The 23338-nt window shown below is 61.7% G+C and carries 18 protein-coding genes and 1 pseudogene; 6 read left to right on the top strand and 13 right to left on the bottom strand.

The annotated features are described in order from the left end of the window. The 4 genes from AC6CH3_RS11955 to AC6CH3_RS11940 form a co-directional block, all read right to left on the bottom strand. On the bottom strand, nucleotides 1-1296 hold the full coding sequence (locus AC6CH3_RS11955) for an aspartate aminotransferase family protein (protein ID WP_498132630.1): 1296 nt from the start codon (nucleotides 1294-1296) through the stop codon (nucleotides 1-3). Between the two features lie 20 nt (nucleotides 1297-1316). Further along, nucleotides 1317-2264 (bottom strand): C-terminal binding protein, encoded by a 948-nt coding sequence (locus AC6CH3_RS11950; protein WP_498132629.1) that lies wholly within the window; start codon nucleotides 2262-2264, stop codon nucleotides 1317-1319. A 234-nt stretch (nucleotides 2265-2498) separates the two neighbouring features. Beyond that, complete coding sequence (locus AC6CH3_RS11945) at nucleotides 2499-4298, bottom strand: sigma-54-dependent Fis family transcriptional regulator (RefSeq protein WP_498132628.1); 1800 nt, start codon at nucleotides 4296-4298, stop codon at nucleotides 2499-2501. Nucleotides 4299-4330: 32 nt separating this feature from the next. Further along, nucleotides 4331-4552 (bottom strand): hypothetical protein, encoded by a 222-nt coding sequence (locus AC6CH3_RS11940; RefSeq protein ID WP_498132627.1) that lies wholly within the window; start codon nucleotides 4550-4552, stop codon nucleotides 4331-4333. Nucleotides 4553-4687: 135 nt separating this feature from the next. Between AC6CH3_RS11940 and AC6CH3_RS11935 the strand changes: the two genes are divergently transcribed. Further along, nucleotides 4688-5335, top strand: a complete 648-nt coding sequence (locus tag AC6CH3_RS11935; RefSeq protein ID WP_498132626.1) for a TetR/AcrR family transcriptional regulator — start codon at nucleotides 4688-4690, stop codon at nucleotides 5333-5335. A gap of 30 nt (nucleotides 5336-5365) precedes the next feature. On the opposite strand, the gene AC6CH3_RS11930 is transcribed toward AC6CH3_RS11935, so the two are convergent. The 5 genes from AC6CH3_RS11930 to AC6CH3_RS11910 all read right to left on the bottom strand — a co-directional run bounded on the left by AC6CH3_RS11930 (nucleotide 5366) and on the right by AC6CH3_RS11910 (nucleotide 12215). Further along, a complete protein-coding gene (locus AC6CH3_RS11930; RefSeq protein WP_498132625.1) occupies nucleotides 5366-5590 on the bottom strand; it encodes a hypothetical protein in 225 nt (74 codons plus the stop codon). 609 nt (nucleotides 5591-6199) lie between these two features. After that, nucleotides 6200-7582, bottom strand: a complete 1383-nt coding sequence (locus AC6CH3_RS11925; RefSeq protein ID WP_498132624.1) for an APC family permease — start codon at nucleotides 7580-7582, stop codon at nucleotides 6200-6202. A gap of 291 nt (nucleotides 7583-7873) precedes the next feature. Further along, nucleotides 7874-9706 carry a sigma-54-dependent Fis family transcriptional regulator gene (locus AC6CH3_RS11920; RefSeq protein ID WP_498132623.1) on the bottom strand — a complete coding sequence of 611 codons (1833 nt, stop codon included), beginning with the start codon at nucleotides 9704-9706 and terminating at the stop codon, nucleotides 7874-7876. A gap of 33 nt (nucleotides 9707-9739) precedes the next feature. After that, on the bottom strand, nucleotides 9740-11269 hold the full coding sequence (locus tag AC6CH3_RS11915; RefSeq protein WP_498132622.1) for an aldehyde dehydrogenase family protein: 1530 nt from the start codon (nucleotides 11267-11269) through the stop codon (nucleotides 9740-9742). A 199-nt stretch (nucleotides 11270-11468) separates the two neighbouring features. After that, nucleotides 11469-12215 carry an SDR family NAD(P)-dependent oxidoreductase gene (locus AC6CH3_RS11910; protein ID WP_498132621.1) on the bottom strand — a complete coding sequence of 249 codons (747 nt, stop codon included), beginning with the start codon at nucleotides 12213-12215 and terminating at the stop codon, nucleotides 11469-11471. Nucleotides 12216-12385: 170 nt separating this feature from the next. Here AC6CH3_RS11910 and AC6CH3_RS11905 point away from each other — a divergent pair, with 170 nt between their 5' ends. Both AC6CH3_RS11905 and AC6CH3_RS11900 read left to right on the top strand, forming a co-directional pair. Beyond that, a complete protein-coding gene (locus AC6CH3_RS11905) occupies nucleotides 12386-13135 on the top strand; it encodes an SDR family NAD(P)-dependent oxidoreductase (RefSeq protein ID WP_498132620.1) in 750 nt (249 codons plus the stop codon). Between the two features lie 176 nt (nucleotides 13136-13311). After that, the gene (locus tag AC6CH3_RS11900; RefSeq protein ID WP_498132619.1) at nucleotides 13312-15105 is read left to right on the top strand and encodes a flavin-containing monooxygenase; all 1794 of its coding nucleotides are present in this window, start codon (nucleotides 13312-13314) and stop codon (nucleotides 15103-15105) included. A gap of 340 nt (nucleotides 15106-15445) precedes the next feature. Here AC6CH3_RS11900 and AC6CH3_RS11895 read toward each other — a convergent pair. The 4 genes and pseudogenes from AC6CH3_RS11895 to AC6CH3_RS11880 all read right to left on the bottom strand — a co-directional run. Then, nucleotides 15446-15682 (bottom strand): annotated as a pseudogene (locus AC6CH3_RS11895) (fructose-bisphosphatase class II); the annotation flags it as partial. 133 nt (nucleotides 15683-15815) lie between these two features. Further along, nucleotides 15816-17261, bottom strand: coding sequence for an FGGY family carbohydrate kinase (locus tag AC6CH3_RS11890; RefSeq protein ID WP_498132618.1), 1446 nt, complete (start codon nucleotides 17259-17261; stop codon nucleotides 15816-15818). Between the two features lie 61 nt (nucleotides 17262-17322). Further along, entirely contained in the window at nucleotides 17323-18768 is a 1446-nt protein-coding gene (locus AC6CH3_RS11885) for an FGGY-family carbohydrate kinase (RefSeq protein WP_498132617.1), read from the bottom strand. Between the two features lie 12 nt (nucleotides 18769-18780). After that, nucleotides 18781-19620 (bottom strand): class II fructose-bisphosphate aldolase, encoded by an 840-nt coding sequence (locus AC6CH3_RS11880; RefSeq protein ID WP_498132616.1) that lies wholly within the window; start codon nucleotides 19618-19620, stop codon nucleotides 18781-18783. Nucleotides 19621-19909: 289 nt separating this feature from the next. Here AC6CH3_RS11880 and AC6CH3_RS11875 point away from each other — a divergent pair, with 289 nt between their 5' ends. The 3 genes from AC6CH3_RS11875 to AC6CH3_RS11865 all read left to right on the top strand — a co-directional run bounded on the left by AC6CH3_RS11875 (nucleotide 19910) and on the right by AC6CH3_RS11865 (nucleotide 23184). Next, entirely contained in the window at nucleotides 19910-21295 is a 1386-nt protein-coding gene (locus tag AC6CH3_RS11875; RefSeq protein ID WP_498132615.1) for an ABC transporter substrate-binding protein, read from the top strand. Nucleotides 21296-21370: 75 nt separating this feature from the next. Continuing rightward, on the top strand, nucleotides 21371-22300 hold the full coding sequence (locus tag AC6CH3_RS11870) for a carbohydrate ABC transporter permease (protein WP_498132614.1): 930 nt from the start codon (nucleotides 21371-21373) through the stop codon (nucleotides 22298-22300). Further along, entirely contained in the window at nucleotides 22297-23184 is an 888-nt protein-coding gene (locus AC6CH3_RS11865; RefSeq protein ID WP_498132613.1) for a carbohydrate ABC transporter permease, read from the top strand. Before AC6CH3_RS11870 ends, AC6CH3_RS11865 begins: the two co-directional genes overlap by 4 nt. The last annotated feature ends 154 nt before the right edge of the window (nucleotides 23185-23338 follow it).

Here is a 23338-nt window from a genome sequence, read left to right as displayed (position 1 = left end):
TTACTTGCCGCCTTCTGTTGCTGGGGACTGTGCCGCGACTGCCAGCACGGCGTCCGCCAGCCGGTCAGCGATGTCTTCGGTCACTTTTACGTCCATGGGCGTGGAAAGGGACAACAGGTTTGCGGGAGATCCGAGCAGCCCCCGCTCGTAGGACGCCCACCACAGCTTGTGCTGCGTCTGCTCGTCAACTTTCTCAGCACCGGCAGGAACCGCGCGGAGCAAAGAGCCACGTCCGCGAACCTCCCAGCCCGCCTCAGCGATCCTGGCGTTGACCATGTCGCGGGCGGTATCGCCCAAGTGATTCAGCCGCTTTACTTCCTCTTCGTTATAGAGGCGCAGGGCGACAGCACCGGCAGCCATGCTGACCGGGTTGCCGGAGAAGGTGCCGCCGTGCGGGAGGCTGCCCTGACGGGTCGGATCCACCTCGGCCATGAGCTCGGCCTTGCCGCAGACTGCGCCAACGGGGAAGCCGCCTCCGATAAGCTTGCCGGTGGTCAGCAGGTCGGGGGAAACCCCGTATTGACCGCTGAAGCCGTTGTACCCGAGGCGGAGGCTAATGACCTCGTCGATAATCAGGACGATGCCGTGGCGCGTTGCAAGTTCGCGTGCGCTGCGGACGAAGTCCTCCGAAATGTGCAGGAGCCCTGCACGGTTGGGCAGCAGGTCGAGGATGATGGCGGCGTAGGCGTCGGGGGCGGCCTCTACCGCCTGGCGCAGGAACTCGACGTCGTTCAGCGGCACCGCAGTGACGTCGTCGATCACGCCGCGTGTCAGGCCGCGCTGGTAGGCCGGTCCACCTGGTACCAGGGCGACCTCGGATGTCCCGTGGTAGCCACCCTTGGTGACGATGACTCGTTCACGGCCGGTGCTGGCCCGTGCGATGCGGATCGCGGACATGACCGCTTCGGTGCCGGAGTTCGCAAAGCGGACCTGGTCCAGATCAGGGAGGCGGTGCAGCAGGAGTTCAGCAAGTTCCCATTCGTAGAGGTTCGGGATGCCCCAGCTGGCTCCGGTGGTGAGGGCCTTGGTGGCGGCTTCCGTGATCTCCGGGTGCGCATTGCCGTGAATCAGGGACGTGAAGTTGTTGTTCGCGTCGATCAGTTCACGGCCGCGGTCGTCCCACACGCGGTAGCCCTCGCCGCGGATCGCATATGGGCTGGGAGCTCCCGTGTAGTACGTTGAGCGCCCATAGCCGCCGGGCAGCAGCGGGAAACCGCGTGGCCCGCGGCGCAGATGGGGATCCTCCGCGGGATGCTGCAGATCCGCAATATTTTCCAGATGGTTGGATGTTGCCAATTGGGGTTTCTCCAGTCTTTTCAGTTCACGAGGTCGATGAGCGGCTGCCCGGTCAGCGCAAGGCGGACCCGCTCCACAGCGCCGTCCTGCAGGGCCCCCGTTGACCGGTTGGAACGCCAGGCGATGTGCGGAGTGAGGATGGTGTTGGGCGCCGAACGCAGCGGATGTCCCTCCCGCAACGGCTCTTCAGCGAAAGTGTCGATGCCTGCGCCGGCGATGTGTCCGAAGGTCAGTGCTGCAGCGAGCGCAGCTTCATCGATAAGGCCGCCGCGCGACACATTGACCACCACTGCACCCTTCCGCATACGGGCCAGGACATCTCCGGAGAGGAGGTCCGCCGTGTCCTGGTTAAGCGGCAGGTGCAGCGAGACGACGTCGGAGTTCTCCAGGATGTCGTCGAGCCCGGTCATCTCCACGAAGCTGTCCGTGACGAAGGGATCGTAGGCCCGGACACGGGCTCCCACGGCCGAATACATCCGGGCAACGTGCTGACCGATGCGTCCCATTCCAAGCACCCCGACCTCAAGCTCGGAGAGCACCGGCGTGTCGTAGCCGATGGTCCCGGCCCAGCCCAGGTTCCGGATGGAGGCATCACCGGCAGGCAGGCGGCGGGCCAGCGCCAGGCCCATGGCGAAAGCGTGGGAGGCCACTTCCTCTGACGCGGTTCCCGGAACGATCGAGACTGGGATACCAGCCTCCGTGGCGGCGGCAACATCGATGTTGTCGTAGCCGATTCCGTAACGGATAACTGCCCTGCACTTCGACATCACGGGGAAATCAGCTGCGGTGAGCTTTGCATAGGGGGTAATCATCACAATGTCGGCTTCGGGAAGCCCTTCACGGAAGGCGTCGGTGTTTGCCGCGGGGTTGAGTGTGTAACCGAACTCCTCCGCGAGCGCGTGCTCGCGGTCCAGGTTCGGAAAATGGTGAGGGGCCACAAGAATGGTTCCCTGGGCATCGCGGGTCATAGTCTGTCGTCCTGTTCGTGTCGTACCCTCGTTCGCTGCCGGACACTCCATGGGACGGGTGCCGGTGTTTGGGTAATTTCAAGTACAACGCGATATGGGAGCGTCCATCCGTGCCAGATCGAGACACCGTGGTGGGACACGTCCCACTCGGCAGACCTGCGCGACAGCAGGCAGGAGCCGACCATCATTTGGATGGCCGGCTGCTGCAAATGGGCGGGTATTATCGTGCGGGGATCAGAGGTCGAAGCCGCGGCTGCGGAAGTAGTCCATGCGCCGGTACAGGGTAGAACGGCCGATTTGCAGTGTTTCCGCTGCGAGGCTTCGGTTGCCTTTGGCCTCCTGGAGGGCAGTGCGCAGCTCGCTCAGTTCTGCATCTTCCAGCCGTGAAAGCCGGCCCTTTGTCAGAACACGGTGGAAACCCTGTGGCAGGTCGTCCACAGTGACTTCTGCGCCTTGGGCCCGTTCCACGGCGTTGGAGACTACAGCCCGGAGCTGGTCGATGTTCCGTGGCCAGTCAGCATGTGTGAGTGTGGTGATGAGCCTGCGGGAAAGCCTCCGCTGCCCGAGTTCCTCCGCGATTGCGTTGGCCAGCTGGGGGATGTCTTCACGCCTGTTGCGGAGGGGCGCCACTGAGATTTCCAGGACATCGAACGCTTCAGAGAGCAGCAAGGTGGCGTCCGTGGGTCGCGCAATGGTGAGGATCAGCTTGGTGGTGGGATTGCCACGCAAATTACGTGCGATCTCACCGGCTTCGTTCTGCGAAAGTTCATCGGCGTGCTCGACGATCAGCGTGGCCGGGAGTTCAGTAGCCACCCGGTGCAGCACATCCCTGAAGTTGGGGTTCCTGAGTGCTCCGCTACGGGCGTCAACCGCCATGTGGCCACCCCGCAGTGATGCGATGGCACTGGCCAGGCGGAGTTTTCCGCTGCCCAGTTCACCGATCAAAACAACGGACCTGTCCTGGTCAACAGCCTTGCGGGCCATGTTTAGGGTGCGCTTGAATTCCGTGCTCGTCCCGTCCACGTGCTTCATTAGGCGCTCAGCAGTTCCCTGCGGGGAAGATTCCAAAGTCAGAGGCGCACTTGCCGCGGTGACGACCCGCTCCTTGGCCGGCGAGTGGGGCCGGACCACAACGATTGCCCCCACATTCGCAGATGAGAGGGTCACTGGGGAGATCTCCAGTGTGGACAACCCCGGCCCCTGAAGCATCACCTCACAGTTCAGGTCACGCCCAGACGCCATAACGGCCTTGGCATAGCCGGAGATAACCGAGAAGTCGCTGTCCTCCAGTGAGGCGGTCGCCGAGGCGTTAAGGAGTGAGTTCTTGCCGTCCAAGGCAAGGACGGCGCGGTTGCCCCTCCGACGGGAGATTCTCAGGTACTCATTCAGAAGGGCACGCTCCCTGGAGGAAGTCCGCACCTCGATGTCGCGTTCGATTCGGGAGGCGACACCCTCAAGCATCAGCAGCGTTGAGGACGGTTCAAGAGTCGATACCCGGTTTGCGGGAAGTGTCAGCCCAATGACGGCACGGATTCGGTTGTGGAACGGGTCCCGAACGAGCGAAGCAAAACACCAATTCCCCCGCATATCCTCGCGGAAGTGTTCCTCTGGTGCCAACCAGACGCCGCGCCCTTCTTCGAGCGCCAACCCTTCACCGTTGCTCCCGCAGCTCTCCTCCAGCAGCGAATATCCGGCAGGAAATCCGTCGTCGCGAAGGAAGTCCGCTTTGACGAGCACCCCATTCGGCGCCGTCAGGTTGACATATCCACCCAGGTCCGCTGCAACCTCATCCAGCTTTTGCAGATGCGGACCCGCCGCATGGATCGTGTATTCATCTACCCTGCCTTCGTCGAAAAAGCCGCGATCTGCCACGGCATCTACGCCGGCAGCCCGGCTACGGTACCAGGAGCGCGCCACCATCGGCCGGATTCCTGTGAGATCAGCGTGGGGTTGCATCAGGAACAGCTCACGAAGGCGGTCTGTCTGGCGCAACGACTCATGGGGCAAAGGTGAAAGCACTTCAGCGGAGGCCATGGACATGATCTTTCTGGAGAAACTATGAAGGTCTAAGAGACGACGGTGGTGGTGCCGCCATGGGAGGCACGCCGCCGTACCCGCCAGGCTCGGATCCGCGGCCGGAAAGCCTGCTTTGCCTGCCAGGCATCGTCGTGCGCCGCGTTGTCCTCCAAGGCTCTGGCGCTGATATAGGCGGCGACCATGCCCGAAAGGCCGCTTCCAAGGATGATGTCGCTCCGACTGGCCCCCAGGCTCGAATTTTCGGTGACCATTTTCCGCACTTCCTGCTCATGTCACATTGGCTATAGAGCGCTCAAAGCCGGTGCCTCTTCGCGCCACTCCAAGTCTACCTAACTAATGATCGTTAGCAAGGGTTTTGGCTACTCCATTTGCTGTAGGGTCGAGGTATGAGTGGTACGTCCTATGAGACTGCACGCGACGCTTTCGCACACCGTCTCGAGGAGTGGGACTGGGCCGGACAGGGGGCCTCACGCCGGCACATCCTTGAGGCTTTCCTTGAGCTAGCCATAGCGAACGGCTTCAGCTCAGTCTCGATGAGAACCATCGCGAATGCCGTGAACATCAAGCCTCCGAGCCTTTACTCTCATTTCCCGGATGGTCGGGACGAGATTGTGGCTGAGTCACTTCGCTGGCATTTCCACCGGTTTGGCATCGCCCTACTCGACGCTGTTAGCCAGGCGACCTCCGCGGAGGACTTCTGGGACGCCATGGTCAGGCTCCATTTCACCCGCCAGGTACGTCTCCCTGAAAGCAATTTGTGGGATCTACTGGTTGCCACGGACAGAATGGCCGGCATCCTTCCGGCCGCCCTGCGCGCACAGGTTGACGACTGGGTGACCCTCCACCAGGAGATGTATGTGGCCGCCGCCGTTGACATGGGTTTTCCGCAGGCCGAGGAACGAGTCAAGGTCGTCATGACCATTCTTGAAGGCGCCACCCGATGGGCCTCACCCAAATCCGACGACGAAGAGCTCAAGGACCTAACAAACCGGGCAGTCCTGCTTTCCCGCGCCGTGCTCGAAGTTGACTTCTAAGTTCGGGGCGACGTTTTCCTGAAAGGAAAATTAGCGTCTCATAACAAAAACCCCGTCCGACTTGAAAAAAGCCTGGGTCTGAGCTTTCTCATCCACGATCCACAGCACTCCCCCGCTCCCTGACACTTCGTCCACTCGTCCTTGAGCAACGATCTGTGCATTCTTCAAAATATTCACTACGTCGCCGTCACTCAGTTCGCACCAGTCGTTCAGCGCGGACTGCTTGCTGCCTTGGGAAGTTGTTCGGGTCTTCATTACTTTCACCTTGATCTTGTGTGTAGGAGCCAGTCGGATATAGCTGACAAATCCTGGCAGCCAACCGATCCTGAATCGGACCGGCAGCCTTCCTGGGCTTCCGATCGACGACTTGGGCACGAAAACGAAGTTGAATTTCTCCCGGACGGCGACATTGTTTCCCGCTTTCATAAAGCCTGAGGGTGCACCGGAGCACCGCAACGCGGACGGCCTTTGGGCGAGCGTCCGGTTCATCATCGAGATCAACTCACTAAAACTAAGAGGTCAAATGGCCTCTTCCAGCATGAAACCAGGATCAACAGGGAAAGCGTGCCAGTTTGAAACAGCGCCGATTTCGCCTAGAAAATGACGGGCAACAGGGGCGGTTTAGCCCATCACGGGTGACCGCACTCAGCGTTGATGCCATTGAACCCACGGGATCTCGGAGAAAAATGAAGTAGCCGGCGCAGCCGCCCTTGAGGATCAGCAGCCGCCGAAGAGTTACTGCGGTTGGTCCCCGGCGGCCGAGACTGCCGGGGACCACCAGAAGAGGGGTGCCGCATTTGCATTCTTATCTATGATGGAGTGTCCGAGAGGCCCAATCGTGTAGCCCCAGGACAGATCCGGAACTCAGTCAACTGCTCGACCTATGCGCTTATAGGTGTCGGCATTTCGCCGCCGAAGCACCAGCGCCGTCACAATCCCTACGATGATCGACGCATAGGGAATCAGGAGCAGAACTGTAAGCAAGAACTGGTCACCGACCACCAGCAGCCCCATATTGAATGAAGCCGTGAGCAACGCAAATCCGATTCCGATGAGAGCGATGCTTGGTGCAATCAGCGTTCGCCAGAACGACATTCCAGTCTTGTTTCGGCGGAAATAAACAATCACGGCCACTGCCGTCAGACAGAGCAGAAGCAGCATGCCATAGAAGGCAACCCCTGCAGCTGCGGCGTAAAGTGCGTTTTCCTCGCCGCCAGAAAAAATCAGGACAAGAAGAACCAGGAGAAGGACCGCTCCGACTGTCACGGCAGCCCGGTGTGGCGACCCGTGCTTCGAGTGGACCTTCGCGATCGTGCGGGGGAAGATCCCGTCGACTGCCAGTGAGTGGGTGTAGCGAGACAGAATGTTCTGGAGCGAGAGTCCGGAGGCGAAGAAGCTGGTAACCAGCAAAATTGCAATCACCTGATTCGCGAAGGCTCCGAAGTATCGCAGGAGCGCGTCCGGCATCATGGCCGTCGGATCTGCTTGAGCGACAGCCACAGCGTTCGACGTGCCTGCCGAAAGGATCAGGGCAAAGGCGGAGATCGCGTAAAAGACGCCTAGGAACACAACCGCAAGGAAGGTCGCCCGGGGAATAGTGACGTTCGGCTTCTTTACTTCGTCTCGATAGATGGCTGTCGCCTCGAATCCATTGAAGACACCGATGCTGAAGAGCAAGAGGACACCGATGGTAGGAGTGAAGAGGTTGGTCGGGTTCCACGGTTCGAACGACGGTCCCTCAGGGCCACCATTCGCGATAATCACAGCGTCAAAGATTGCCACAGAGATCACTTCTACGGCCAGGATGACCGAGAGGACCTTGGCGGACAACTCGACGTTGAAGTAACTGAGCACCCAGGCGACGGAGAACATTACTAGGCTCCAAAGCCACCAAGGGGTGGTCACGCCTGGCAGGAATGCTCCCAGCAGGTTGTTCACGGCGATACCGGAGACAACGATGCAGGAGGTGACGTTGAACCCGTAGGTGACGAGAGCGAGGAATGATCCACCGAGCCCCAGCGGACGGCCAAGTCCCTCCCGGATGTAGGTGTAGAAGGCACCGGGCCGTGGGACCGCTTTCGTCATCCCGGTGAACCCCATCGCGAAAAGCGCCATGAGAATGGCGACAGCGATGAAGGCGATGGGCACACCGATTCCGAATGAAATGTTCACCGAGACGAACCCAAACACCACGCCCAGCGGGGCGGTGAATGCCAGGACCGTGAAGAGGAGTCCAACCGTCCCCATCCGGCCTCTGAGTTGGTATGTGGACGTTCGGAATTCGTCATCTTGAAAGTCGTCCGCGACAGGTCGCTGGACGTGGAGGTCTTGATTCAATGTTGCTCTTTTCGGAAAGTGAAGTCTTCGTTGACTGTCACTGTGTCGGATGGATGCGAGCCGGGCCGGCCGCACCGCGCGGGAGACGGAATGGGTTGCCCCGACCCGACTTCACCGTCAATCTTGATTGTTATATCGGCGGCACACTGGAACTGTGTCACCTTGATGCAGTCCTCGCCGGGCATCCCCGCGACCAGGGAATCACCCGAGCTCGAGGTCGAAGCCCCTTCCCTCGTAGGCTTCGATCTTGCGGTACAACGTGGACCGTCCGATTCCGAGCAGCGTCGCAGCTCGTACTCGATTCCCAGCTGCCTCGGCGAGCGCCGCGCGAATCTGCTGCAGCTCTGCCTCTTCAAGACGCGTGAGGCGGGCGGTGTTGAGCCCTCGGAGCTGCACCGCCGTGAGGTCGGCAGGACGCAATTCCCCGCCGAGGCACTGAGAAGCAGCAGATGCAACGAGTTCACGGAGCTGTCGAACGTTACCGGGCCAATCAGCAGCGACGAGAGCATCGCGCAACTTCGGCGACAGTCGGACTTCCCGACCCAACGCGTTCAGGAGAACATGCGAAGCCAGCGCCGCAATATCCTCGCGTCGGTCGCGGAGCGGCGGCATGACCACCTCGATCCCGCGGAGCGCGGAAAGAATCGGCAGAAGGTCGTCACTGATCACGCCGGCGGTCAAAACGAGCTGAGGCTGCTCCAGGACATGCAACAGTGCTGCGAGGTCATCCTTCAGTTCCGGCCCGCATCGATCGATACGGTGCAAGACAACCGCTGCCCCCTGTTCCAGCGCTGAGTCAATCTCCTCCACGGTACCCTCGGCGGTAGACCGGTGAGAGAAGTCGAACAGTCGCGTCTGATCAGAAAGCTGCTCGGCGACGGCTTCCGCCAGAGTTCGTTTTCCGCTGCCCTGCTCGCCGACAATGTATGCGGGCATCCGACGACTTATCGCTGCACTTGCCGCGTCGATCGCACGTCTTAGCGCCCGGCTCGATCCGACAATGCATTCGAAGCGTGCCGGGGCTTCGCGCCTTCTGGTGACCGGTCGCGATCCCGACAATTCCGATGGCACCTGAACGCGCATTACAGCTGCGCCACCGGTGCCGAGGTCACGGAGATCCATGGGCCGAATATGGAGCTGCACTTCGCGGCCGGCACTGACGTTGAGGCGATGCTGAATTGACCCCTCGCCCTGCTCGACCTCGCGGGCCAAGGCGGCGAGCACAGCGAAGTCAGTCTGATCGAGCATGCTCAATGCGCTTCGGCTTGCAATTGTGGTGCGATCATCCATCGCAATCACCGCATCGGCACCTCGTTTGCGGACTTCCCTCAGGTACTCCGACATGAGTGCCTGCTCCCGAGCGGCCAGCCGTTCCGCCAACCTCCGGGTGATATCAGCAGCCGCTCCGTGGACGGTCAACAGAACGGAACGGGGATCCGTGTCGCGCGCAAGGCGCTCCGGTAGCATCAACCCCAGGACACCACGAACCGACCTGCGGATCGGGTCACGGATCGGGACGGACGTGCAGTAGCTGTTCTGGAGCGCCTCGTTGAAGTGCTCGGCTCCCCAGACTTGTACAGCTTCACCTTCTTCCAGCACAGTGCCGTCGGAGTTCGTACCGATGAGGTCCTCTCCCATGCGCGCGCCGAAAGTAGGAAAGGCGCGCTCCGCAGTGCGCCGCTCCACCGCATTACCCCGGAACACGGCGAGCGTACCTTCCGCATCAGTGAGGACGACGGATCCGCCGGCATCAATGCAGAGGCGCTCAAGCTCGGTGAGGACCGGCTCTGCGGCCATGAGGAGCTGCTCGTCGGCTCGAGCATCAGTTGACTGCAGGAAGGGGGCGACAGAGGTGACATTGCAGGCCAGGCTCCGCTGCCATGACCGTGCGATTACAGGACGCACGCTGCTTAGATCTGTCAGCTCCGGTTCCGCGAGGAAGCGTTCCCTGAGAGACTGGAGCTCCGAATTCGGCAGCGCACCCACGCGGTGCACTTGAGCATGGACGAATCTCATCGCATCTGACGAAGACATGTCGCAACCGCCTTTCTTTACGCCGAGCGCAAGCTAGTACGTCAGCAGATGTTCCAACTCGCTCGGCAGCTTGCGGGCCTGCTGCCGGCCGAACAGCTGGAAATACCACTTCCCTAGCGTTTGCTTGCCCGTTGTGCCACTGGCTTTCCATCCACCAAAGGTCTGGGGTCCAGGCCACCAGCCCGTGGTCGCGTGGCCAGGAACGTTTACATCCACGCAGCCGGCCTCGACTCGATCGAGGAATTCCTCTGCTTCTTCGGGCTCCCCGGTGTAGATCCCTGCGGTCAAGCCCATGTCTGTGTCATTCGCGGCGTAAAGAGCTGCCTCAAATGAGGGCACCTCGCTGATCGTCAGGAACGGCAGGAAGTGCTCCACTGTTGCGAGCTCATGTGTGGCAGGCACGCCGGAAACGACCGCCGCCGGAACAAAGTAGCCGTCCCCTTGCGTCGTGCCGGCTTCAATCTGAAAGCCTGCAGTCCTTGCCGCCGATACAAGCGACGCATAACGCTCCACCGCATCGGCGGAAACAACAGGACCAGCAAAGACGTCGGCGTCGATCGGGTCACCCGACTTCAAAGCCTTCACTCGCTCCTCGACAAGTTCAACCAGGCGGCCGTGGGCGCCGGGCGTGACCAGTACACGAGAGAGCGCGCTGCATTTCTGGCCACCCAGGTCGAACGCAGAGAACACAATTCCGTCGGCGGCCTGCTCCAGGTCAGCAGTGTCGGTCACGATGACCGGGTTCTTGCCGCCCATCTCAGCGATCACGGGTCGCGGGTACGGTCCCTCGGCGAAGTCGCGGACGATTGACTTGCCGACCGCGACGGACCCAGTGAAACACACACCGTCGATCCCGGACGCGACAAGGGCACGGCCAGGTTCGTCGCCGCCGTGGACCACATTTACCAGTCCAACCGGGAGGCCCATGGCCTCGCAAAGTTCGTAAACCGCATGGCCGGACCACGGTCCGTCATGGGATGTCTTCACAACGACCCCATTGCCAGCGAGCAAGGCACCGATCGTTGGGCCAGCTGCCTGAACAATCGGATAGTTGAACGGGGTGATAACGCCGAATACGCCATAGGGCCGCAGGACAGAGTCGTTGGCCAGCCCTGCCGGGTCCTCCGTTCGCTCATCCTCGAACGCCCCCGGAGCCGACGCGTACTCGGTGTATTGTCGAACGATTTCCAGCACCTCGACGCCCTCAGAATAGGCCCCTCCGTACGGCTTGCCGATCTCCAGGGCAACGCGCACGGCCCATTCATCGAGGTTGGCCTCGATGAATGGAATGGCGCGGCGAATCCGTTCGATGCGCTCTTTGAGAGGAACGCGTGCCCATTCACGCTGGGCCCTGCGGCTCGCTTCGACGGCCCGATCGACCAAAGCCGCCGGCGCATCGTGACACGCGCTGATGATCAGGTTTGGATGACTGGGGTCCTCGCGCTGCAAGAGCGCCCCTTCGAAAATGGCATTGCCCGCAATGACGTGAGGGACAGTCGTGTGGGGCGTGCGTCGTTGCTCCGTCACCTGGGCTGCAAAAGCTTGCTGCGCGTCAGTGGCCATCGCCAAGAATCTCCTTTGTAGATCGCTCCGCCGAATGCGGCGGTAGGTCTTGTAGAGACTACGCACCGCCCTTGGCGGCGACTGTCCCAAGGTGAGACATTTACCCACCGTTCACGAAACAAGAAAGGCCCTACCCGGCCAATGCGCGCGCGCCAGGTCAGGGCCTCCCTCGTGCGAGTCGTCCCAGAACTCGACCGGCCTAGAGGGCCGTGTACCCGGCGTCCACCACAACAGCAGACCCCGTCATCTTGCGCGACTCATCCGAGACAAGGAAAACCGCTACATCTGCTACCTCCTCGGGGCTGATCAGCCCTAAGGGCTGGTACGCGCGCTGTGCCTGCTCGTCCTTGAGGAACTCATCGTCGAAGAAGCCTGCAACCATTGGAGTGCGAACCCCGCCCGGGCAGAGGCAATTCGCCCTGATGTTGTCTTTGGCATATTCCACGGCGACAGACTTCGTGATCATCAGAACCGCACCCTTCGAAGCCGAGTACGCCGCGATGTCTGGCTCAGCCACCGTGGAGTTCACAGACCCCCAGTTGACGATCGATCCGCCTCCGGCCCGTTGCAAAGCAGGGATAACGAACTTGCAACCGTAAAACACACCCTTCAAATTGACGTCAACAATGCGGTCGAGCATGTCGTCTGTCGTCTCCAGTACCGAGGCGGTACGAAGGAAACCGGCGCAATTGAGCATTGCGTGAACCGCCCCGAACCTCTCCTCAGCTGCTCCTACTAGCCGCTCGACGTCGCCAGCCTTACTGACGTCGCACCGTTGGGTGGCAATACGATCATCCTCTTTGGCCAGCACTTCTAGACCAGCTTGATCGACGTCCGCCGCCATGACGTTGGCCCCGTGCCTCACGAGCGCTCGTACTGTCGCCAGCCCCTGGCCGGAGGCCGCGCCAGTGACGATTGCAGTTTTGTCTTCAAGCCTTCTACTCACTTGGTCCCCTTCGATCACGCGCAGCCCAACGCTGCGCTTCCGCCCATACTGGCGTGGACCGGAGGCAAAAAATGTATCTTTCTGACACAAAGCCGGGCGGGTGGGCCCAGTAGCGTCTTCCAAAGCGTTATGCGCAGCATCAACTCATCCCCGAGAAAAAGGACAGAATCATGGGCCGTGTACAGGGCAAGGTAACGATCATCACCGGCGCCGCCAGGGGGCAAGGCGAGTCGCACGCCCGACTATTCGCTCAAGAGGGCGCATCAGTGCTAATCACCGACATGCTCGATGAGAGCGGCGAGGCCGTGGCAAAGGAGCTGCGGGACTCCGGGTACGACGCGCAGTACATGCACTTGAATGTCGCATCGGAGGATGAATGGAAGTCCGTGATCACGACCGCCGAACAACGCTGGGGTCGCGTCGACATCCTGATCAACAACGCAGGGATCGTCGGGACGATGAAGTCGGTCGCGGATGAGGGACTGGACGGGTGGTCAAAAACTACCGCAATCAACCAGCAGGGCGTCTTCCTGGGCATTAAGCACGGAGCTCCAGCGATAGAGCGGAGCGGGGGCGGAGCCATCGTCAATACATGCTCCATCAACGGAACCGTCGGCAATCCTGGCGGGTTCTCGTACCAGGCGTCCAAGGGCGCCGTAAAGATGATGACGCGTGCTGCCGCCATGGAGTATGCAAATCGAGGCGTCCGGGTCAACTCGGTTTCCCCTGGGCTTGTGATGACCCCGATGGCAGTGGAGGAAGGCGAGGATTCAAATCGCGAGTTCAGCGAGGCAACGCCCATGAAGCGTGCCGCCCAACCCGTCGAAGTGAGCTACGGCGTCCTCTACCTCGCCAGTGACGAGGCCAGCTACGTCACCGGCACGGACCTCCTTATCGACGGCGGCTACACCGCTCAGTAGAGCAGCGGCGTGTCCCAAAGTGAGACGGTGCGCAGCATCAAAACGCGCGATTCTGGTCCAGTAATGGCGTGGAGGACGCACCTACAGATCCGGTTCCAGGCCCTCCCTAGATGCAAATCAACGACCGATCTACTTCGAAGGAACCGTTCAAATGACTCACAAAGGAACCACTTCAAATGACTGATGTAGCCGTACCAACCGCAGCCAACGCGCTCGGTGGAATCAACGCCCACGAGGAGATCGTGTCCGAATGGGTCCGCGCGCTCGACACGGCAATGTCATCGCGAAACTCGCTCGCGGTGGCAGAACTGTTTCAGCCAGACGGGGTCGCTCGGGACCTGTTGGCTTTGACATGGGACTTCCGCAACGCGGTCGGCCGCGCGGAGGTAGCGGCGCTCCTCACCGGATCTGAGGCTGCGACACCTGCTGCGCTCAAGCTGCGAGCCGGCACGTCACCCGTTTTTGCGGAGGAAGACGGCCAGGCCTCGCTCTCGTCATTCCTCCAGTTTCGGACGAGTACAGGCGCAGGTTTCGGCCATGTGAGGCTCCTTCAGAATGAAGACGGTGCATGGCGTGCATCGAGTTTCGTTCTCGCCCTCGACTCGATCGACAGCCATCCGGAACGGGTCCATGATGACCGTCCGAGCGGCAAGAACCATGGTCCGGTTCAAGACCGCTTGAGCTGGAGTGAGGGGCTCGACCCGGACTTCGTGACGCAGGAGCCAGCAGTTCTCATTCTGGGAGCTGGTCACAACGGCCTCATGCTGGCGGCGCGCCTCAGGGCGCTTGGTGTCCCCGCCCTGATCGTGGAGCAGAACGACCGGGTAGGCGATAATTGGCGCAAGCGCTACAGCTCTCTCGCGCTGCACACCCCGCTCGCTTCCGATCATCTGCCCTACCTCCCGTTCCCATCCACTTGGCCGCGCTTCACGCCGAAGGACAAGCTTGGCGATTTTCTGGAGAGCTATGCGACCCTGCTGGATCTGCCCGTCTGGACCGGCACCAATGTGGCGTGCGCTGAGTTCGACGATCTTGCAGGGCGTTGGACCGTCGATATTGAGCGCTCGGATGGCACTCGCCGGAAACTTCGTCCAAGGCATCTCGTGTTCGCGACTGGGATGAATGCCGCACCTTACCTCCCCAGCATGCCCGGGCAGGATGCGTTCGAGGGAAAGGTGATTCATGCAGTGGATTATCAGGGCCACGCCGAATGGCAAGGAAAGCGCGCCGTGGTCGTTGGGTCGGGCGTCAGCGGGCATGATATTGCCCAGGACTTGGCAGAGCATGGCGTTGATGTCACCTTGATTCAGCGCTCCGGAACATTCGTCATGAACACCTCGACGTTCCACGCGGTTATGCACTCAAACCATACCAACGGCCTTTACACCACCGAAGAAGCGGATTTGGTCAATGCCGCCACACCCTTCGGAGCACTCCCAGCACATGGCCCGAAGCACGTCGAGCTTGTAAAAGCAATGGATCACGAACTCCTCGAGGGCCTTACAGCAGCCGGTTTCGAACTCAGCGATGGCCCTGACGGGCAGGGCGTACTCGGGTTGATTTTCGGTCAGAACGCGACCGGCTATTACTACAACGCTGGCGCATCCGAGCTAATCATCGACGGCACGATCAAGCTTCGCAACGGGAGCGTCGAAAGCCTCACTTCTCATGGTGTGATGCTCGAAGGGGGCAAAACAATCGATGCCGAGCTGGTGGTCTTTGCCACTGGCTACCGCGGCGCCTCGACTGTGGTGCGCGACGTACTCGGTGACGACGTCGCCCAGCAAGTAGGTGACTTCGCGAAAGTCAGTGACGACCGCGAATACGGGCGGCTCTGGCGGCGCACCGACGTCGATCAGTTGTGGTTCATGATCTCGCTCGGCATCGGCGATGGAAGGTTCTTCTCGAAGCTACTGGCACTGCAACTGGCCGCCATTGAAGCCGGCACCATCCCCGCCCATATCGACTGAACCGAGCCGCTGGGAAGCGCCTAACGCCAGCGCCCCAGCACATTCGCGCACACAGTCAACGTTGAAGCTGCCGCCGTTCGTGAGGGCGGAGCCCGCACTCCTGACATGGCCGGTAACTGAGGTCAGCAGCCACCTGTTCACCAGAGCAACGTACACCGTCACCAGCCGTTGACAGGCCGTTCCCGTCAGCGGCTGGTGATGTCTCGGATCGAAAGGCCAGGACGAGGGCCATGCTGCCGAAGGCGATTGTGGTTCGCTGGTCCAAGGCATCCCGAGAGCCGCAAACAGCTGTTCCCTACTACAACTCGTGCTGTGGCAGCTGTCGGTGACGCCTGCGGATGGGGTCGAACATTGCCCCTCGTTCCGTGAGGGCCAGGACGGCCAGGACGGCCAGGGCGTTGTTCATTCCCAATGCGGCCAGGCGGGTGCCGTTGAAACTGACGGTGAAAAGGAAGGAGCGCATGGCGTCGACGGCTGCGCCGTCAGCGGCATTCTTGTCGCCCATGCCGACCCATTGCCCTGCGGCGATGACCGCCGCTTCGGTAACACGGACCAACTCAAGACCGAGGTTGCGGTCACGATTTCAGACCTGGACTCCGTTGATGCGATGGTCATGCTTCCCCTGTGCTGCGCTGTGCTGTGCTGTGTGATGAGACGCTGAGATGCAGCCCAACAGGGTTGCGTGGGTGGCGGTGTTACCTACTCCGCCTTCACCGCGTCAGTTGGTTCGACTTTGCCTCTTCGTAGCCCAGAAGGGCTTTTGCCGCGGTGTGCTGCTCGATGATTTGTGCCTGTAGCGGTGCCGTAGGCAGTTCAACCATCACCGCGTGCCAGGAGGGGAACGAACCGGCCAGAGCCGCGGCTGCTTGCATCGCCGCGCCCTTGGTCACGTATTCGTCGAATTCGGGCACGACCACGGGTATGTCCACCATCTGGCTGAGGATTTGCTGCACGGCGGGACTCTCGGCGGCCCCGCCGATGAGCATCAGCCTGTTTGGATTGACCTTGCAGTTTCGAAGGATGTCGAGCATCGCAACCTGGCTGGCGAGGGTTCCTTCGATGATGGCGCGGGCGAAGTTGGGCCGGTTGAAGTTGGTCAATGACGCACCTTGCAATGAGCCGCGGGCGTTCGGCAAATCGGGTGTCCGTTCACCCTCAAAGTACGGCAGCAGTGTCAGGCCCTCAGCTCCGGGAGGGGCCTGGAGCGCCAAGTCGGAGAGTTCTGTGTAGCTGCAGCCCAGCAGGGCGGCGCCGAGGTCGAAGTTCCGTGCTGCGTTCAGTGTGGCGACAATGGGAAGGTGGTCGCCGGTGGCGTCGGCGTAGCTGCAGACGTATCCGGCGTAGTCGTGGACCGGCGTTGCCGAGCGGGCATATACCACGCCTGAGGTTCCCAGCGAGAGAACGGCGTCTCCTTCGGCCAGTCCGAGCGCCAGTGCTGCGGCTGCGTTGTCGCCGCTGCCGATTCCAACGGCGATCCCGGCGGGGATGCCGGGGATGCCGGCGCCGGTCACTCCTGCTTTATCGAGCGGGTGGAGTACACGCGGCAGCAGGGCCTTCTTGCCGAAGGCGTGCTCGAAAAGATCCATGCAGTACTCGCCTGTTTCACCGGACCAGTACGCTGTGCCGCTGGCCTCGGACCGGTCCGTGATCAGCTGGTCAACGCCTCCCGTGCCGGGGCCGAATCCCATCAGGCGCCAGGTCAGCCAGTCGTGGACAACAGCGACGGCCGCTGTCTGCCGGGTTGCTTCCGGATTCACGTCCCGTAGCCACCGAAGCTTCGTGACGGTGTCGGAAAGTGTCAGGGGCAGGCCGGTGCGGCGGATCCACTCACCTCTGCCGAGCTCGTTGTTGAGGTCGACCATCTGTGAGTGGGATCCGGTGTCGTTCCACAGGGGTGATTCGCAGACGATGTTGCCGGCCGCGTCGAGGAACACGGGTGTATGCTGCTGCCCGCTGACAGAGATGGCCACAACATCGTCCAGGCCGCCGGCCCGGCGTACCGCGGTGAGCAGCGCATCCCACCAGGCATCCGGATGCACGATGGTCTGGGGCGGATGGGAGGCCTTTCCCTCCCGTACCCGCATGCCCGTGGCGAGGTCCCGCACGGTGACCTTGCAGGTCTGAGTGGATGAATCAATGCCCGCAACAAGCGTCATCGCTTCGCTCCTGAACGTATGTCGAGCTGGGCTCGTCCCTGTTCGTGCCCGTTCCGGGTTTTCACGCCGGGACTCCTTTCAGGTACTCCCACTGGGGTTGGATCTCGGCGTGCCACTCGCCCAGGCGCGCCTGTCGGCGGTCGTCGACAAGCACGTCTTCGGGTTGGCAGGCATCCCAATCGCACGACACGTCCGAGGCCAGGGCCTGGGCCCCCCTGGAGACAACTTCGCTGAGCTGTGACACGCTCAGCGGTGTTCCGAGCAGGTCGGCTTTGAGCTGCAGCCACAGGGGGTTTGCACTGGCCGGGCCGATGACCTTTATCCGCTCCGGAGAGTCGGGGAAGAGGTTCAGAACGTCCTGGAACTGCAGGGCCATGCCCATGAAGCATCCAAGGACCAGATCCGCGCTGCTGGTATCGGTTCGAAGCCCGGCAATCACTCCCCGGGCCGTGGCACGTTTGGTTGGGGGCGGGCTTCCCCGGAACTGCGGCAGGATCAGCGGGACGCTGCCCAGGTCGATCTTCCCTGCGATGTACCGTCCGTGCAGGTCCTCGATGCAGGCTGACAATTGCGCAGCGTCAAGGCCGAGCATGCTCTGCAGCGTCGCGAACGCGGAGCCACCGGTCGGTATCGAAGCGAACAGGGTGTAGTCCGCGCCGGTGCACGCGAAGCCGTTGGCCAGTTTCGACCGCTCCGAGCGCTCATCAAGGCTGGGTGCATCCCTGAGGAACAGCAGTCCTTCGGTGGTGCCGGTGGAGTTCAGCAGCTCTCCGCGGCTGAGGCCGGCACCGACCGCGCCAACCATATGGTCATGGCCGGCTACGTGGACGCTCACGTCTTCGAGCAGGCCAATTTCAATCGCGAAGTCCCGTGCGATGGTGGCGCCGTCCGCGGCGCTGCGCAGCTCCGGAAAGATCCCGACGTCGAGCCCGACGAGTGCGCAGGCCTCAGGCGACCATTTACGGAGGTTCAAATCCAGTGCCATGGTTCGGCTCGCCAGGGAGTACTCGGACCAGCGACGGCCTGTCATCAGGGCAGCCAGATACTCGGCGATGTTCAACCACTGCGCATCATCAGCGGCATCCCGGGCGTGCGCGGCAGCCCAGGCCACCTTCGACAACCCGTAGTTGGCGTTGACCGGAAGGCCGGTGATCCGGTACATCTGTGCGCGGTCTGCAGGGGTTAGCCGCGCTAGGTAGTCCGCTCCCCGGTGGTCGTGCCAGAGAATCATTGGCGACGCCAGCGAGAGGTCCGGGCGGACCAGGCCGCCGGACTCTCCAACGCCGGTAATTGCTACCCTTTTCACGCTCGCCCGCGTCGTTGGGTCAAGATGCCGGATGAAATCGAAGACGGCACCCGTCAGGGAGCCCAAGTCATAGATTTCGCCCCAGGCGTCCTCCACCGTGGGCGTGGCGCGGCGCGCTGATGCAACCACCTTTCCACTTGTGCCGAACATGCACAGTTTGATGCTGGTCGTTCCAACGTCGACCGTGATTGTGGGTAGCACCGGGTTTCCTCGCTATGCCACTGACGGGTTCAGGGTGCGGATCCGGGCCTCGACAACGTCGGTGATCGCCGTGACGGCGTTCTTTGAGACGCGGATGAGTGAGTTCTCGTGGGGGTTGGCGGCGTAGGCTTCGCCGAAGGTGCGGATCATGGCATTGCGCAGGTCGGCGGCGACGTTGACCTTGACCACGCCGAATTCGTGCAGTCGGCCGAGCTGCTCGGATGGCAGGCCGGAAGCACCGTGAATGACCAGGGGGACGGGGCTTTCCGCTTGGATCTTGGCAAGCAGGTCGAAGTTGATCCGGGCGTTGGGCGCGTACCCGTGCTGGTTGCCCACCGACACAGCGAGCATGTCACATCCGACAGCGTCGACGAAGTGCTTCACCTGGTCAGGGTCGGTGTAGCTGGCGTGCTCAGGGGCGACGTCATCCTCCTTGCCGCCAATGCTGCCCAGCTCCGCCTCGAGCGCCACATCTGGAGGGCACATTTCGCGGGCCCGGGCGGAGACCTTGATGTTCTCCTCGTAGGGGTACTCCGAGTAGTCGATCATGATCGAGGTGAATTTGGCAGCCAGTGCACCCTCGACGGATTCCAGCGACTTTCCGTGGTCCAGGTGCAGCGCGACGGGCACGTCGCAAGTCGCCAGCCGGCGGCTCACCATGTCGTAGATGTATTCGTAGCCGGAGAGGGCCACGTTGGTAGGCGCCACCTGGATGAAGGTCGGCACTCCGACCCGCTCGATCGCGGCAATGATTCCCATCGTGGTCTCGATGTTGGTGGTGTTGAACGAGCCTGCCACGAGTCCGCGGGAGGTGCATTCCTTGATTATGTCCATGCCACTGACCAAAGCCATTGAGAGTCCTTTCGGGGGTCGTCGCCGGGAATCAGCGACGGCGGGGACACGAGCGGATGATGCTTGCGTTCGTGTCGGGATATGAGTCGGAGGGGTGACCGCTTCGCTTGCACCAAGCTGTCCCGGAAACCACGATAAACCGTAATGTCCGTATTGTCGATCCTGTACGTACAGTCCATCTCAGGCTATTGACCGTGTTTCAGGTCACGCTTATGCTGTAGTCAGTCCAGCCGATACGTCTTGTACGTACAGCTTGATAACCAGAGTTGTTTATCTAGGAAGGTTTAAGATGCACATCGGACCACAGCGCCGGAAGGCGGCAGCGCGGATGCTGGCCGTGACCACGGCCGGAGCGCTCCTCGCGGGCTCCTTCACCGCCTGCTCCACAAACGGCGGAGGTACAACACCTGGCGGAGAGGTCACGATCAACGTGGCCCTCGCCGCGAATCCGCAGATGAAGACGGCCGAGTCGCTCATCAGCGATTTTGAGCAGAAGAACCCGGGCATCAAGGTCAAGTTCACGACCCTGCCCGAGAATGATCTGCGCCCTGCGGTGACCAAGGACGTCGCGACCAAGGCCGGGCAGTTCGACGTGGCCATGATGGGCAGCTATGAAGTGCCGATTTGGGCCAAGAACAACTGGATCCTTCCCTTGGAGGATTACGCCAACAGGGACACGGCGTGGAAAAAGGATGACCTGCTGAAGCCGATCGCGGACATCGTCTCGGCCGACAACAAGCTCTACGCGGCCCCGTTCTACGGATCCTCCTCGTTCCTGTTCTACCGCAAGGACCTGGCTCAGAAGGCCGGCGTGACGATCTCCCAGACCCCCACCTGGGAAGAGATTGCTGCCGCAGCCGCCAAGATGGACGACAAGGCCAAGGGTGTCTCCGGTATCTGCCTGCGCGGCCTGCCCGGCTGGGGCCAGAACCTTGCGTCGCTGACGACCGTGATCAACACGTTCGGCGGCCGCTGGTTCAATGAGAACTGGGAACCGCAGCTGACCTCGCCCGAGACCACGAAAGCGGTCAAGTTCTATGTGGATCTCCTGCGGGCCAATGGCCAGGCGGACGCGGCTAAGGATGGCTGGGAAGGCTGCCTGCAGAAGATGAGCCAGGGCTCAACCGCTATGTGGTACGACGACACCGTCTTTGCCGGATCAGTCCTGGACCAGGCAACGCCGGCGGTCAAGGAGAACATCGGCTTCGCCATGGCACCGACCGGCCCGGCGAGCATCCCCTCCGGCTGGCTCTGGTCCTGGGGCCTGGGCATCACCTCCAGCAGCAAAAACCCGGAGGCTGCCTGGAAGTTCATCTCCTGGGTCACAAGCCCTGAATACATCAAGCTCGCCGGTGAAAAAGCCGGATGGGACGCTATCCCGCCGGGCTCCCGCAAGTCCACCTACGAAATTCCGGAGTACAAGAAGGCTGCAGCACAGTATGCAGACCTGACCCAGAAGTCGATCCAGGCAGCGAACCCGCTCCAGCCGACCAGGGACAAGGTCCCCTACACCGGAGTTCAGTACGTACAGATCCCCGAATTCGTCGGAATCGGCGACTTCGTCTCTCAGCAGGTGGCCGGGGCCATCAGCGGCACCCAGTCCGTCGAGGATGCCCTGAAGAAGAGCCAGGACTACGCCACCAACGCGGTCAAGACCGCGGGCTACCTCAAGTAGACCCATCGCATCGTCCGCGGGAGCTTCCTCCCGGAACTCCCGCGGACGGCGCTTTAGCTCCGATCGGACACTCCATTGGCTAACACCACCACCGCACCCCGCCCCCCGGCATTGGTCCGCGAACTCACCCGGGCGGAACGTTGGAAGATCCGCGGTCCGCTCCTGCCGGCCCTCGTCTTCACCATCCTCCTCACGCAGCTTCCCTTCCTGCTGACCCTGATCTACAGCTTCCAGAGCTGGAGCCTGCTGAGCAACCAGCCGGCAAAGTTCAATGGAGGCGCGAACTACCTCGCCACCGTCCAGGACGAAATCTTCTGGCGTTCCATCGGGAACACAGGAATCATGACCGGTGTCTCCACGGTGGCGTGCATCGTGGTCGGCCTGCTCCTGGCTCTGCTGCTCAACCACTCCTTCCCGGGGCGGGGTATCGCGCGGACGCTGGCGATCACACCCTTCTTCGTCATGCCGGTGGCGGTCACGCTGTTCTGGCGCTCGGCGATGTTCGATCCGGGTTTCGGGCTCCTTGGCTGGTTCGCCCGCCTGGTGGGTTTGCCCGCAGTTTCATGGCTTAGCGAGTACCCCATGGCGGCACTGATCATTCTGCTCACGTGGCGCTTCACCCCGTTTGCCATGCTGATTCTGATCGCCGGGCTGCAGTCCGCGCCGCAGGAACAGCTCGAAGCGGCCAGGGTCGACGGCGCCGGACCCTTGCGGCAGTTCCGCTTCATTCTCATCCCTCACCTGCGCCCCTACATCGAACTGGCGGCGTTGCTCCTGGCGATGAACCTCATCCAGACATTCGGTGAAATCGCACTGCTGACCGCCGGTGGCCCCGCATTCCAGACCACAAACATCACCTACTACATCTACCTGAAGGGCTTCAACGGTTTCGACTTCGGCACCGCCTCGGCCCTTGGCATCGCGGCGCTGCTGATCACCATTGCGCTCGTACTGCCGGCACTGCGCCTGCTCTCGGGCATCTTCCAGAAAGAAGGACGTCGATGACCGCCACCACCAGCCGGACGGCCACGGACGTCCGCGCCGCCCGCAGCCAACCCGTGATCCGCCGCTCCCGCCCCACCAAGCAGCTCAAGAATGTCCTGATGGGCCTGGGCGGATGGCTGGGAAGCCTCATTCTCTTCCTGCCGATCGCCTACATGCTCCTGAAAAGCTTCCAGACCGAACCCGATGCCGCAGCCGCCGCCCCGAAGCTCGTCTTCACGCCAACGCTGGAGAACTACCAGGATGTGTTCTCGGCCGGGTTCTGGCCCTACGCCATAAACTCCCTGATCGTTGTGGTGGCTTCCACGCTCGTGGTGCTGGTCCTGGCTTTGCCTGCAGCTTATGCCCTGTCCATACGACCGGTGGAGAAGGCGCAGGACGGGCTGTTCTTCTTCATTTCCACCAAAATGATGCCCATGGCGGCGGCCATCATTCCCGTCTACGTCATCGCAACGGCCCTCGGAGTGCTGAACACGCTCGGGATCCTCATCGTGATGCACATCGGCATGAACCTGCCACTGGCGATCTGGATGATCAGGTCCTTCATGCAGGAAATCCCGGAAGAAATCCTGGAAGCCTCCGCAGTTGACGGTGCGTCCCGATGGCGCGCGGCACGGTCCATCATTCTTCCGCTGGTCCGCCCGGGCTTGGCATCGACTGCGCTGCTGTGCGCCGTTTTCTCGTGGAACGAATACTTCTTCGCCGTGAACCTGACCAACTCGACCTCGACCCTTCCGCTGTTCCTGCAGAAATTCCTCAGCTTCGGCGAGCTGTACACGGCCCACGTCGCGGCCGCCGCGACCCTGCTGAGCATCCCCGTCATCATCGCCGGATGGATGGCGCAGAAGTCCCTGGTCCGCGGGCTCCTCTTCGGCGCAGTGAAATAGGACAGCCGCGCACGTCCCGGCCGGGATGAGGTGGCCCCAATTGCCGCAAACGGCAAAGATCCCCGCATGCCGGGGATCTTTGCCGTTTAAAGGGTCCGCACTTCCCTCCTGAAGCGGTCGATGAGATCTCCGGCAGCCCGAACGGCCATCCTCC

Source organism: Arthrobacter sp. GQ119 (assembly GCF_059759125.1).
This window is presented reverse-complemented; position numbering and strand designations above follow the sequence as displayed.

Bases quoted from the DNA above. Each gene is read 5' to 3' on its own strand.
- AC6CH3_RS11880 (WP_498132616.1), bottom strand. From the start codon at position 19,620: ATGGCTTTGGTCAGTGGCATGGACATAATCAAGGAATGCACCTCCCGC.
- AC6CH3_RS11900 (WP_498132619.1), top strand. From the start codon at position 13,312: ATGACTGATGTAGCCGTACCAACCGCAGCCAACGCGCTCGGTGGAATC.
- AC6CH3_RS11890 (WP_498132618.1), bottom strand. From the start codon at position 17,261: ATGACGCTTGTTGCGGGCATTGATTCATCCACTCAGACCTGCAAGGTC.
- AC6CH3_RS11950 (WP_498132629.1), bottom strand. From the start codon at position 2,264: ATGACCCGCGATGCCCAGGGAACCATTCTTGTGGCCCCTCACCATTTT.
- AC6CH3_RS11940 (WP_498132627.1), bottom strand. From the start codon at position 4,552: ATGGTCACCGAAAATTCGAGCCTGGGGGCCAGTCGGAGCGACATCATC.
- AC6CH3_RS11920 (WP_498132623.1), bottom strand. From the start codon at position 9,706: ATGTCTTCGTCAGATGCGATGAGATTCGTCCATGCTCAAGTGCACCGC.
- AC6CH3_RS11945 (WP_498132628.1), bottom strand. From the start codon at position 4,298: ATGGCCTCCGCTGAAGTGCTTTCACCTTTGCCCCATGAGTCGTTGCGC.
- AC6CH3_RS11930 (WP_498132625.1), bottom strand. From the start codon at position 5,590: ATGAAGACCCGAACAACTTCCCAAGGCAGCAAGCAGTCCGCGCTGAAC.
- AC6CH3_RS11875 (WP_498132615.1), top strand. From the start codon at position 19,910: ATGCACATCGGACCACAGCGCCGGAAGGCGGCAGCGCGGATGCTGGCC.
- AC6CH3_RS11935 (WP_498132626.1), top strand. From the start codon at position 4,688: ATGAGTGGTACGTCCTATGAGACTGCACGCGACGCTTTCGCACACCGT.
- AC6CH3_RS11915 (WP_498132622.1), bottom strand. From the start codon at position 11,269: ATGGCCACTGACGCGCAGCAAGCTTTTGCAGCCCAGGTGACGGAGCAA.
- AC6CH3_RS11905 (WP_498132620.1), top strand. From the start codon at position 12,386: ATGGGCCGTGTACAGGGCAAGGTAACGATCATCACCGGCGCCGCCAGG.
- AC6CH3_RS11925 (WP_498132624.1), bottom strand. From the start codon at position 7,582: ATGGGGACGGTTGGACTCCTCTTCACGGTCCTGGCATTCACCGCCCCG.
- AC6CH3_RS11865 (WP_498132613.1), top strand. From the start codon at position 22,297: ATGACCGCCACCACCAGCCGGACGGCCACGGACGTCCGCGCCGCCCGC.